The following is a 13,091-nucleotide window of genomic DNA, read 5'->3' as shown; positions in this document are numbered from 1 at the left end:
ATAATATACGTTGTGTCTTACAACTACTTTTGCAAGAGGTCTACTGAGCTTATCAAGTTTGCCGACGGCTACTTGAGAAATATAAGGCATCAAGTTGTTAGGAATGTCATTAGGGTCTTCGCCAATTTGTCCTGATGGATGCGCGCCTACTGGATTAAAGTATCTAAGAGCAATCAGGTTCCAGCTGCCATCAGACACAGCTAAGTCTTCTAATATGTATTCGACAGCAAGCTTACTTTGTCCATAAGGATTGGTACAAGAACGCTTCGAGCTCTCATCGATAGGTAAGGATTCAGGATCACCATAAATAGTGGCAGATGATGAAAAAACTAAATTTTTGACATCATACTCTGACATCATTTCTAATAAAGTGATGGTTCCACTGACATTATTATTATAATACATGAGTGGCTTTGCTACTGACTCCCCAACTGCTTTTAACCCAGCAAAGTGAATCACACCAAAAAAATGATATGCAGCAAACACTTTTTTAAGTGACTCAGCATCTCGTATATCACCTTCGATAAACTCAATTGTCTGTCCAATAAGCGTAGAGACACGGTTAATCGCTTCACGACTACTATTAGATAAGTTATCATATACGACAACCTCATAGCCTGCTTCATGCAATGCTATACAGGTATGGGAACCGATATATCCAGCACCGCCCGTAACTAGTATCTTGTTTTTCATAAGGGATTCAGATATAAAAAAGACACCCCATTGTAGGGGTGTCTTATCAGTAATTCAATAGAGTTTTGGTAGTTAGTAGACTAATGCCTATCTTACCAACCAGTAACTTCTTTTAGCTTATCGCCTAGCTTAGATGGGTCACGTGTGTACGCGATACCAGCATCTTCAAACGCTTTGAATTTCTCTTCAGCAGTACCTTGACCACCAGAGATGATAGCGCCAGCATGGCCCATACGCTTGCCTTCTGGAGCAGTAACACCAGCAATATAGCCAACAACTGGCTTAGTCACATGGTCTTTGATGTAAGCAGCAGCTTCTTCTTCAGCAGTACCGCCGATCTCACCGATTAAGATGATAGCTTCAGTCTGTGGATCAGCTTCAAATAGCTTCAATGCGTCAATCTGGTTCATACCAGGGATAGGATCACCACCGATACCGATACAAGTTGACTGACCAAAACCAAGCTTAGTCGTCTGAGCTACGGCTTCATAAGTCAATGTACCAGAACGTGAGATGATACCTACTTTACCTGGCTGATGGATATGGCCTGGCATGATACCGATTTTGCACTGACCTGGAGTGATAACGCCTGGGCAGTTAGGACCAACCAAACGTACGTCGCCAGCTTCTTCAAGATAGCGTTTTGCTTTTAGCATATCGATAGTCGGTACGCCTTCAGTGATCACAACGATCAACTTAACGCCAGCATCGATTGCTTCAACGATAGAATCTAGTACAAATGGTGCTGGTACGTAGATAACAGAAGCGTCAGCTTGAGTCGCTTCCATGGCTTCCGCCATAGTGTTAAATACTGGTAGGCCTAGGTGCGTTTGGCCGCCTTTACCTGGAGTAACACCACCAACAACTTTTGTGCCATATTCGATGGCTTGTTCAGAATGGAACGTACCATTTTTACCAGTAAAACCTTGTACCAATACTTTGGTATCTTTATCGATTAATACACTCATTATATTTTCCTTGTATTCGGTTGTCTTGTAACAGTGGCCTTTATAACTAGTCTTATCAAATTTTGATAACCAATCTTTGCTATAAAACCACTACTACGATTTGACTACTATGCTTAAGCATTTATCTCTAAACACTTATGTTTAAAGACTTACGCTTTAACAGCATCGACAATTTTTTGAGCCGCGTCAGATAAACCTTGAGCTGAAATCAATTTCAGACCAGACTCTTCTAGGATTTGTGCGCCTAGCTCAGCGTTGTTACCTTCTAAACGAACAACAACTGGTACTTGTACGTCAACTTCTTTGATAGCAGCGATAATAGCTTCTGCAATCATGTCACAACGTACGATACCGCCGAAGATGTTGATTAGAACGCCTTCAACACTGCTGTCTTCTAGGATAATTTTGAACGCTTCAACAACGCGATCTTTAGTTGCGCCGCCGCCAACGTCCAAGAAGTTAGCAGGCTTGCCGCCATACAATTTGATGATGTCCATGGTCGCCATTGCAAGACCAGCACCGTTAACCATACAACCGATGTTACCTTCTAGAGCAACATAGTTTAGGTCAAATTCAGCGGCTTTAAGCTCACGCTCATTTTCTTGAGTCTTGTCTTGTAGCGCTGCGATTTTTGGCAAACGATACAGTGCGTTTGAGTCAATACCGATTTTGCCATCAACACAAACGATTTCGCCATTTTCACGAACAGCTAATGGGTTGATTTCCATTAGAGCAAAGTCGTTTTCAACGAATGCCTTATAAGCGCCAGTCATCAATTTAACGAACTGGTTGATTTGCTTACCTTCTAGACCAAGTTTGAACGCAACGTCGCGCGCTTGGAAAGGCATTAAACCAACTAAAGGATCAACATTTACTTTGAAGATTTTTTCTGGAGTGCTGTGTGCTACTTCTTCGATATCTACACCACCTTCGGTAGATGCCATGAAAGTTACACGACGAGTTGCACGATCAACGACTGCGCCAAGATATAGCTCAGTTTGTACTGGATACATATCTTCTGCAACCAATACGAAGTTTACTGGCTGACCATCAGCATCAGTCTGGAACGTTACTAAGTTAGTACCGATCAGCTCTTCAGCAACTTGCTTAGCTTCTTCACGAGTTTTAACTAGCTTTACACCACCAGCTTTACCGCGACCACCAGCATGTACTTGCGCTTTAATGACCGCAATGTCAGTTGGGGTTTTATCAAAAGCTGCAGCAGCTTCTTCGCCGTTATGAGCGATGATGCCTTCTTGAATTGGCAAACCGTAGCTTTTTAATAGCTCTTTTGCTTGATACTCATGTAAATTCATTGATTGTATCCTTTATTTTTTACAATTAATAAAAAGTGAAATCAAGTGCGCGCATATACATATTAATCATACGTCTGACGCACTCATGATTGTGGCATCACCAAAATAGCGATACCCCAATCAGGTTGTAAATCGATAATAACTAAACGAGCAACTACTTATTTCTTACGTTTTTTGCGCTGGATAGCGTGGATAGCACGGCCATCTGCAGATAGAGCAGCTTCATGCACTGCTTCTGAAATAGTTGGATGAGCAAATGTCATCAACTGCAAGTCTTCGATACTAGACACAAATTCCATCGCGATCATACCTTGATGGACGATATCACCAGCACCAGCAGCGATAGCATGCATACCTAATAGACGATCTGTTTTCGCATCAGCAACTACTTTCACAGAACCTTGCGCTTCGCTTTGCGCTAATGCACGACCGTTAGCAGCTAAGTTGAAAGAACCTGTTTTAACTTCATAGCCAGCTTCTTCAGCTTCTTGCTCAGTCAAACCTACCCATGCGATTTCTGGGTGAGTATAAATGACATTGATGATAGTGTCATAGTTAACTTGAGGTTTTTCGCCATGAATACGCTCAACAGCCATCATGCCCTCTTCCATTGCTTTGTGCGCAAGCATAGGACCACGGACCAAATCACCGATAGCATAAACGCCATCAAGATTGGTTTTGCACTGGTCATTGACATCGATAAGACCACGTTCAGTCAACGTGATGCCACTATCATCGCCAAGCAATTTTTCAGAATAAGCGCGACGACCGACACAAACGATTAGCTTGTCGAAGCTTTCTTCAGAAGATTCGCCTTTATTTTCGCTAGTAACCACAACTTGGTCACCTTGGACTTCAGCATTGGTTACTTTGGTATCGACAAGGATATCAAGACCTTGCTTCTTCAGCATTTTGCCAGCTTCTTTTGAGATGTCTTTGTCAGCAGCAGCTAAGAAGCTAGGAAGTGCTTCATACACAACTACTTCAGCACCTAGACGACGCCATACTGAACCAAGCTCAAGACCAATAACACCAGCACCGATAACGCCTAGACGCTTAGGTACTTCAGTGAAATCAAGTGCGCCAGTTGAATCAACAATACGGTCACCGTCAGTTTTGGCAACAGGAATCTCAATAGGCACAGAACCGGCCGCAAGAATGACATTCTTAGCAGTGATCGTCGTTTCGCTTTCGTCTTCTAGAGCAGTAAATTTGACTTTTTTGTCAGCGCCTTTACCATCAACTAAAGTACCCCAGCCTTGTAGCCAGTCAACACCATTGCCTTTTAGCAACGCTGCAACACCACCAGTCAACTGCTTAACAATACCTTCTTTACGCTCTATCATTTTTTCGATATTGATAGCAACGTCACCAGTACTGATACCGTGCTCGTCAAGGTCATGCTTAGTAGCTTCGTAACGATGTGAGCTGTCAAGTAGGGCTTTTGATGGGATACAACCAACGTTTAAGCAAGTACCACCAAGTGCTGGTTCGCCTTTGTAAACGCGCTTTTCAATACAAGCAACACTCATACCGAGCTGGCCTGCACGAATAGCTGCTTCGTAACCACCAGGACCGCCGCCGATGACGACTAAATCATAATTGTCTTTCATAGTACGTTCCTATTTTTAATTGTATGTGTCATTTAAACTGGTTGTTATCTTGCTGATAGATCAGCGTTATCTACACTGAATAGTTAATACACTATGTCAATGAGATAGACTCACTCATCGATAGCAAGTCACCATTATTAAATTCATTTAAATACGGTTATCAGCGCATCAAGTGATCGCTGACTAATAAAAATCATTATCTATACCAAAGTTAAAAAGCTTGTATCAGCGGTTGCCAATACAAGCTTAAAAGCTTACAGGTCTAGTAGTAGCATTGCAGGGTCTTCGACCAACTCTTTGATAGTTACCAAGAACTGTACTGCTTCTTTACCATCGATCATACGATGGTCATAAGATAATGCTAAGTACATCATTGGTAAGATTTCAACTTTGCCGTCGACAGCCATTGGGCGGTCATTGATAGCGTGCATACCTAGGATAGCAGTTTGTGGTGGGTTCAAGATAGGTGTTGACATCAATGAACCAAATACACCACCGTTAGAGATAGTGAACGTACCGCCAGTCATGTCTTCTAGACCAAGCTTACCTTGCTGTGCTTTACCGCCAAACTCACGGATTGTGCTTTCAACATCAGCCATGCTCATGCGATCAGTATCACGTAGTACTGGAACAACCAAGCCACGATCTGAAGATACTGCTACACCGATATCATAAAAACCATGATAAACAATGTCATCGCCATCTAGTGAAGCGTTTACTGCTGGGAAGCGTTTTAGCGCTTCTGTCGCTGCTTTTACGAATAACGACATAAAGCCTAAACGTACGCCATGACGTTTTTCAAACTTCTCTTTGTACTTAGCGCGCATGTCCATCAATGGCTTCATATTCACTTCGTTAAACGTCGTCAACATCGCAGTATCTTGTGATGCTGATAGTAGACGCTCAGCAACACGCTTACGAAGACGAGTCATTGGAACACGTTTTTCAGTACGCTCACCCATTGATTCAGCAACAGGACGGCCGCTATCAGACTTGATGCTGCTGTCTGATTTCAATGTTGGGTTAGCCATATCAGTTTTGGTTACACGACCACCGCGGCCACTACCTTCAACTTCTTTAGGATCTACGCCTGACTCTTTTGCTGCTTTACGAACTGCTGGGCTTTGATCTTTATGATCAGCTTCGCCTTTCTTATCTGTTGCTTGAACAGGCTCGCCACCATCAGCAGCTTGTTTTGCTTGAACTGGCGCAGCTGGTTGGTCTGGATCTACTGCTGGCGCTTCTTCTGCGCTAGCACCAGCACTTGCACCGGCTTCAAACTGAGCGATAAGCTCATCAGACAATACAGTATCGTCAACTTGCTTTACGATTTTGGTCAATACACCATTATCAGGTGCTACAACTTCTAATACAACTTTATCAGTTTCAATTTCAGCCAATAGGTCATCACGATTAACTTGTTGACCTTCAGTGACGTGCCACTCAACGATTGTGCCATCGGCAACCGATTCTGGAAAAACGGGGGCTTTGATGTCAGCCATCGATATACTCCTTAGATTTGGATATTCATACTTATTATTAAGTCGTGATAGGCAGCCGGTAATCTTTTAATAACTTTGCTTATATTTTATTAAAAAACACTGACTGTCATCGCCTGATTCATTTATCTTCTATAATCTTTTGATTAAACAAGGTATTACTGAGCTAATTCATCAACACTTATGCCAAGGCCACCAGCAATAAGTGCTTGCTGTTGTTGAGCATGCAGTTTCGGTGATCCTGTTGCAGGGGCTGCACTAGGAGGACGCGCTACTGGCTCCATGACTTTTGCTTTGGTTGGATGCGGTACGACAATACGGAACATATGCGGTGCTAAGTAGTACCAAGCGCCTTGGTTCAATGGCTCTTCTTGCGTCCATACGATTTCAGTTAGGTTGCTGTATTTTTCGATTTCAGCGATTAAGCGAGTCTCTGGCAATGGATACAATTGCTCAATACGAACGATAGCCACATGATCAAGACCTAATGCACGGCGCTGCTCTAACAAATCATAATAAACCTTACCACCACACAGAACCATACGAGTCACTTTATCTGCGTTATGATCGTCCATCTCTGGCAATACCGTCTCAAACTTACCATTAGCTAGCTCTTCTAGATTAGAAGTCGCTAGCTTATGACGTAATAAGCTCTTTGGTGACATAACGATCAGTGGCTTACGAATAGGACGTACTGCCTGACGACGTAATGCATGATAAATTTGCGCAGGAGTCGTTGGGGTAATGACCTGCATATTGTCTTCAGCACATAACTGTAAGAAACGCTCTAAACGTGCAGATGAATGCTCAGGGCCTTGACCTTCAAAGCCATGTGGTAACAACATCGTCAAACCACAAACACGCTGCCATTTGGTCTCGCCGCTTGAGATGAACTGGTCAATCACAACCTGAGCACCGTTAACGAAATCACCAAACTGTGCTTCCCAAACGATCAATGCGTTCGGTACGGTGGTCGCGTAACCATATTCAAAGGCTAGTACCGCTTCTTCTGACAACAATGAGTTGTAAGTAGCAAAGCGCGCTTGATTTTCACTCAAATGAGACAACGGCACATACATGCTGCCATCATTCACATTATATATTTCACTATGACGATGTGAGAAAGTACCGCGACCAACATCTTCACCAGTAATACGTACTAATACGCCGTCGTTATCAACCAATGATGCATAAGCCAATGTCTCAGCTGCACCCCAGTTAAGAGGCTCTTCACCCGTTTGCATCGCTAGACGCTGCTCAACAACTTTTTGAACCTGACGTTGTAACTTGTAGCCTTCTGGCATTTCTGCCATACGGCGTCCATAACCTTTGAGCTTTTCGATATCAACGCTGGTATCCCAGTCATCAACCAAGTCATGACCTAGATAAGGTTTCCAATCTACAAATAACTGCTCGTTAGGCTCTTGAACCAATGAGCTAACAACATAATCACCACGGTCTAACGACTCACGATAATCATCTTCGTACTGTTTCTCTTCTTCGGCATTTAAGATACCTTCTGCGATAAGTTTTTGCGCATAAAGAGTACGAGTAGTCGGAAGCTTCTTAATAACAGCATACATCAATGGCTGAGTTGCAGATGGCTCATCTGCTTCGTTGTGGCCATTACGACGATAGCAGAACAAATCAATGATGATGTCTTTGTCAAACTTATGACGATAATCTAATGCTAACTGAGCGGCAAATACGACTGCTTCAGGATCATCACCGTTTACATGTAGGATAGGAGCATGAACCATCTTGGCAACGTCAGTACAATATTCAGTTGAACGAACATCTTCTTGACGGCTAGTAGTAAAGCCAACTTGGTTATTGATTACGATATGCACAGTACCGCCAGTGGTATAAGCACGGGTCTGTGACATTTGGAAAGTTTCTTGAACCACACCTTGACCAGCAAAAGCAGCATCACCATGAATCACGATAGGTAATACTGAATTACCACCAGTATTGTCTAGTAATGGCTGATCGTTACGACGTACTTGACGAGCACGTACTGAGCCTTGTAGTACTGGCGCGACAATTTCAAGATGCGATGGGTTAAATGCTAAAGCCAAATGCGCTTCACCGCCTGGTGTCATCACATTAGATGAGAAACCGTTGTGGTATTTAACGTCACCTGAGCCTTTTTCTGGCTGTACCTTACCATCAAACTCATCAAACAAGTCTGCAGGGTTTTTACCTAAAATGTTGACTAGTAGGTTTAGACGGCCACGGTGAGCCATACCAATGACCATTTCTTTTGTGCCATATCCGCCAGCACGTTGAATGATTTCATTGATCGCAGGAATGAAGCTCTCGCCGCCTTCCAAACCAAAACGCTTAACACCCGTATATTTACGAGCAAGGTATTTTTCTAGACCTTCAGCAGCCGTCAAGCGCTCAAGAATAGATAAACGTTTTTCTTTATCGAATTTGATATAGCCTAGATTGGTCTCTAGGTATTCTTCCATCCAGCGTTTTTCGGTACTGGTGGTAACGTGCATATACTCGACACCGATATGGCCACAGTAAACACGTTCCATGATTTCGATGATTTCGCGCAATGTTGCTTCATCTTTACCGATGACTAAATCATTGGTCGGGAATACGGTATCGAGATCAGCTTCTGACAAATTATGATAAGCAAGCGTCAAATCTTCTACTTCTGCACGTGGATGCAAATCTAAAGGATCAAGCTTGGCACGGCGATGACCGCGACGACGGTATGCTGAGATTAGTTGCTGTACGCCCATCTGCTTAGGGTCACAGTTGGCAGAGCTGCTAGAGTCGGTATCAGTACTGCTACTCTTATTTGCCGTTTGATTACGAGCAAGTAGTAAGAACTGATCTTTGATAGCATTGTGCTGAGCATCGTTCTGCGACTTATACTGTTCAAAGTACGTTTGCCAGTCAGTATCAACACTATCAGGGTCTGTTAGGTATTGCTCGTAGAGAGCTTCTATATAGTTGGCGTTATCGGCAGCCAGTTCAGTATGTACTTGGCCAGATTTTTCTTTGGTTATACTATTCATAATAATCGTCTATTTGATAGATAAATGAATGGAATCGTGCTTATTATTGTGTCAGTCGTTGTATGCTCAGGTAGTTAGACAATGTGTCATATCCTGTTAAATACTATTCGATAAAACACTTTTATCCCTAAGTATTGCCATCACCATAGAATATTGCTGTCATTGTCTACAAGAGCAAGTGATGCTAAATAGTGGTAACAAGTCTTATTGCAATACCCGTCTAAAAATAAAACTATTTGTGAACGCTCAGTTTTCTTATCTAGCTCGTTTCACAACATTAATTTATATATACTTCTTTGAGTCATAACCAATCCATTAATGATAAGCTATTAATAGATAATTATATTTTCAGCTAACCTATAAACTGGTTATTGATGCTGAATTACCCTAAATTTGCTGATAAATCCTGCCTTTTCAGACAGACATACATTGCTGTATAGATTATCATGCCCATTTTTTGCGACATAGTTTGTTTGTTCAATACTAGGTATTTATGTAATGAATATCTATCATCAATTATAAACGCATAATCATTGTGCGCATAGTATTTTAGCCCGATAATGTCATAATGTGTTCAAACGGCACATATTAAGCGCTAAAAAAGACGCTCTAACCATCTCATTAAATACCAAATACAATTATACCAAAATTCGACTATGTCTATATTCGATTATATAGGGTGATTGTCTATATATTATTTCTTCTTACATACGACCAACGTATTGACCATACAGTTTTACTCTTAAATCATTTAATACCTATTTTTCAATAGACTAAATTCACCATATTTTTAAACAACAAGCCAACTATAAACAGTAGTAAACCTATGTATCAGCTTTTTAACTAACAAAAACACCACCTAATATGTAGGTGGTGTTTTTCGTATAGTAACTATAAAGATCAATTATTTATGCTTAACCAGCTTGGTCAATCAACATATTACGTAGATGACCGATCGCTTTGGTTGGATTCAAGCCTTTTGGACAAACTGATACACAGTTCATGATACCGCGGCAACGGAACAAGCTAAACGGATCGTCTAAGCGAGCTAAACGTGCTTGAGTATCACCGTCACGGCTATCAGCAACGAAGCGATAAGCATGCAGTAATGCTGATGGACCTAGGAACTTATCAGGGTTCCACCAAAAAGATGGGCAGCTGGTTGAACAACAAGCACATAGAATACATTCGTATAGACCGTTCAGTTTTTCACGCTGTTCAGGTGACTGTAGACGCTCAGTTGGCGGTGCTGGCTGATCATTGATCAAGTACGGATGTACTTTTTCATACTGCTCATAGAACTGGTTCATATCAACAACCAAATCACGAACCACTGGCAAACCAGGTAGCGGACGAACCGTTACTTTTTCTGGTAGTGTGTTCATGTTGATTAGACATGCCAAACCGTTCTTACCATTGATGTTCATGCCGTCAGAGCCACAAATACCTTCACGGCAAGAGCGACGGAAAGTAAGCGTTTCATCTTCTTTCTTTAGGCGTAATAGTACGTCAAGCAACATACGATCTGAATCAAGTAGCTCAATCGTATAAGTTTGCATGCGTGGCGCTGCGTCCAGATCAGGATCGTAGCGATAGATTTCGATGGTGCGAGTACCTCGGCTCATAATGCTAAACTCCACACGTAGGTGATGGCGGGCATACAAAGATTGCAACATATTTGCGCTAGCTATTAATCAGTACTGATAACCAATATCGGATACCAATTAATAGCGTCGTAGCGCTGGCATGAGCATGTAGCTGGCGGTCACCTTTTTAATAAATTAATAAGGGATAAAACGTTAACACTGCTGTTATCTATCAACTATATATAAAGTATGCAGTCTAGAATTAGTAGACGCGGACTTTTGGTTCGATATAATCAACGGTTAATGGCACTTTACGTACTGGCTTATAAATGATGCGATTGCCTTCAGAGTACCATAAAGTATGCTTCATCCAATCGTGGTCATTACGGCCGTTAGGTGCGTAATCATCATCTTCTGGACGATCATAGTCAGATACACTGTGTGCGCCGCGGCTTTCATGACGCTTAGCTGCAGATATCATTGTCGCTTTTGCTACTTCATACAAGTTAGCAACTTCGAATGCTTCAATACGTGCTGTGTTGAACACCTGTGATTTATCGCCAAGATGAATCTTGTCGATTTTTTCACCCAGCGCTAAAATCTTCTCAACGCCTTCGTCCATCATCGCTTGCGTACGGAATACACTAGCGTGTTTTTGCATCGTAGCACGAATCTCATCAGCCACGTCTTGCGCGTTGTAGCCTTCAGTAGACTGTTGCAACTTGTCTAAGCGCTTCACTGTAAAATCAAGTACGCGTGGATCAAGTGGCTTGTAGTTATGATCAGCATGATGGAATTCATCAACGATATGCTTACCAGCTGCACGGCCAAATACCAATAGATCTAGTAGAGAGTTCGTACCTAGACGGTTAGCACCATGTACACTGACACAAGCGCACTCACCGATTGCATAAAGACCTTTGACCACATTGCCTTTAGCATATAAGCCGTCTTCATCAGTACCTGCTTCTAGATCCGGTACAATCACTTGACCATGGATAGTGGTTGGAATACCGCCCATCATGTAGTGGATGGTTGGGATTACTGGAATTGGCTCTTTAGTGATGTCAACGTTGGCGAAGTTTTTACCAATCTCAAATACTGATGGTAGACGCTTCATAATGGTTTCAACACCTAAATGCGTCATGTCCATTACGATATGGTCAGCATTAGGACCACAACCACGGCCTTCTTTGATTTCTTGGTCCATTGAGCGCGATACGAGATCACGCGGTGCCAAGTCTTTCACGGTTGGTGCATAACGCTCCATGAATGCTTCGCCATCTTTGTTACGCAAGATAGCACCTTCACCGCGGCAACCTTCAGTCAATAGTACACCTGCACCATGAACACCAGTTGGATGGAACTGCCAGAACTCCATGTCTTGCAATGGAATGCCAGCACGTACTGCCATGCCAATACCGTCACCAGTATTGATATAAGCATTAGTAGAAGCGGCGAAGATACGACCAGCACCACCTGTCGCTAGGACAGTAATTGGTGACTGGAATACAGCGATAGTACCAGTCTCTTGCTCAAGCGCGACGACACCGTTGATGTTACCAGCTTCGTCTTTGATCAAATCAAGGGCGATCCACTCGATAAAGAACTCAGTGCCCTGCTCTAGGTTTTTCTGATATAGCGTATGTAGTAGTGCATGACCTGTACGGTCAGCAGCGGCACAAGCACGTTGTACTGCTTTTTCACCATAGTTAGACGTATGACCACCGAACGGACGCTGATAGATCGTACCATCTTCGTTACGGTCAAACGGCATGCCCATGTGCTCAAGCTCATAGACTACTTTTGGCGCTTCACGGCACATATACTCGATAGCGTCTTGGTCACCTAACCAATCTGATCCTTTAACGGTATCATAGAAGTGAAAGTGCCAGTTATCATTGCTCATGTTACCCAAACTTGCACCGATACCACCCTGAGCGGCAACCGTGTGCGAACGCGTTGGGAATACTTTGGTAAGGACTGCAACCTTCATGCCCGCTTCCGCTAAATGCAATGAAGCACGCATACCTGAGCCGCCGCCACCAACGATAACTGCATCGTAGTTTAGGGTCTTGATATTACTAATGGTATTGTCTTGTCTAGTTGCCATTACGGTTTTCCTAATGCCTGTTAATGCGTAAAAGTAAATCAAAGACTGTTTAAGACATCTCTATTACAGCTATAAAGGCTTACTATTTGGCCATTTCTACGCTTATAAAATAAAGAGTCTTAATAGTCGTTAACCACTTAATTTGCATATCTATCGTTATACTGAACTAAGCCTACTCAACTATAATCAGATTAGCTGATCAGTAATGCTAGTCCAATGCTATGACTATTCTTGGCTATCAACGGATGACTCTAAAATACTTTGCCAA

The 13,091-nt window shown here is 42.5% G+C and carries 7 protein-coding genes and 1 pseudogene; all 8 read right to left on the bottom strand.

Features of this window, described 5'->3' with window-relative positions; all coding sequences use genetic code 11:
* Positions 1-42 precede the first annotated feature (42 nt).
* A pseudogene (galE, locus tag ACS8FA_RS15655) lies at positions 43-693 on the bottom strand (UDP-glucose 4-epimerase GalE); the annotation flags it as partial.
* Between the two features lie 92 nt (positions 694-785).
* The gene (gene sucD, locus ACS8FA_RS15650; protein WP_101204626.1) at positions 786-1,661 is read right to left on the bottom strand and encodes a succinate--CoA ligase subunit alpha; all 876 of its coding nucleotides are present in this window, start codon (positions 1,659-1,661) and stop codon (positions 786-788) included.
* A gap of 149 nt (positions 1,662-1,810) precedes the next feature.
* Positions 1,811-2,977, bottom strand: coding sequence for an ADP-forming succinate--CoA ligase subunit beta (gene sucC / locus ACS8FA_RS15645; RefSeq protein ID WP_057757869.1), 1,167 nt, complete (start codon positions 2,975-2,977; stop codon positions 1,811-1,813).
* 158 nt (positions 2,978-3,135) lie between these two features.
* Entirely contained in the window at positions 3,136-4,590 is a 1,455-nt protein-coding gene (lpdA, locus tag ACS8FA_RS15640) for a dihydrolipoyl dehydrogenase (RefSeq protein ID WP_439267274.1), read from the bottom strand.
* Positions 4,591-4,844: 254 nt separating this feature from the next.
* Entirely contained in the window at positions 4,845-6,092 is a 1,248-nt protein-coding gene (odhB, locus tag ACS8FA_RS15635; RefSeq protein WP_439267276.1) for a 2-oxoglutarate dehydrogenase complex dihydrolipoyllysine-residue succinyltransferase, read from the bottom strand.
* Positions 6,093-6,247: 155 nt separating this feature from the next.
* Positions 6,248-9,124 (bottom strand): 2-oxoglutarate dehydrogenase E1 component, encoded by a 2,877-nt coding sequence (locus tag ACS8FA_RS15630; protein WP_102092685.1) that lies wholly within the window; start codon positions 9,122-9,124, stop codon positions 6,248-6,250.
* Positions 9,125-10,038: 914 nt separating this feature from the next.
* The gene (locus ACS8FA_RS15625) at positions 10,039-10,749 is read right to left on the bottom strand and encodes a succinate dehydrogenase iron-sulfur subunit (protein WP_055123743.1); all 711 of its coding nucleotides are present in this window, start codon (positions 10,747-10,749) and stop codon (positions 10,039-10,041) included.
* Positions 10,750-10,972: 223 nt separating this feature from the next.
* Positions 10,973-12,823: a succinate dehydrogenase flavoprotein subunit gene (gene sdhA / locus ACS8FA_RS15620; RefSeq protein ID WP_057757857.1), complete on the bottom strand. Its 1,851-nt coding sequence runs from the start codon at positions 12,821-12,823 to the stop codon at positions 10,973-10,975.
* Between the last annotated feature and the right edge of the window lie 268 nt (positions 12,824-13,091).

Source organism: Psychrobacter sp. 1Y1 (genome assembly GCF_051847395.2).
GTDB lineage: Bacteria > Pseudomonadota > Gammaproteobacteria > Pseudomonadales > Moraxellaceae > Psychrobacter.
This window is presented reverse-complemented; position numbering and strand designations above follow the sequence as displayed.

Excerpts from the sequence above, each read along its gene's own strand:
- sucD (WP_101204626.1), bottom strand. The coding sequence starts at position 1,661 with ATGAGTGTATTAATCGATAAAGATACCAAAGTATTGGTACAAGGTTTT.
- sucC (WP_057757869.1), bottom strand. The coding sequence starts at position 2,977 with ATGAATTTACATGAGTATCAAGCAAAAGAGCTATTAAAAAGCTACGGT.
- lpdA (WP_439267274.1), bottom strand. The coding sequence starts at position 4,590 with ATGAAAGACAATTATGATTTAGTCGTCATCGGCGGCGGTCCTGGTGGT.
- odhB (WP_439267276.1), bottom strand. The coding sequence starts at position 6,092 with ATGGCTGACATCAAAGCCCCCGTTTTTCCAGAATCGGTTGCCGATGGC.
- ACS8FA_RS15630 (WP_102092685.1), bottom strand. The coding sequence starts at position 9,124 with ATGAATAGTATAACCAAAGAAAAATCTGGCCAAGTACATACTGAACTG.
- ACS8FA_RS15625 (WP_055123743.1), bottom strand. The coding sequence starts at position 10,749 with ATGAGCCGAGGTACTCGCACCATCGAAATCTATCGCTACGATCCTGAT.
- sdhA (WP_057757857.1), bottom strand. The coding sequence starts at position 12,823 with ATGGCAACTAGACAAGACAATACCATTAGTAATATCAAGACCCTAAAC.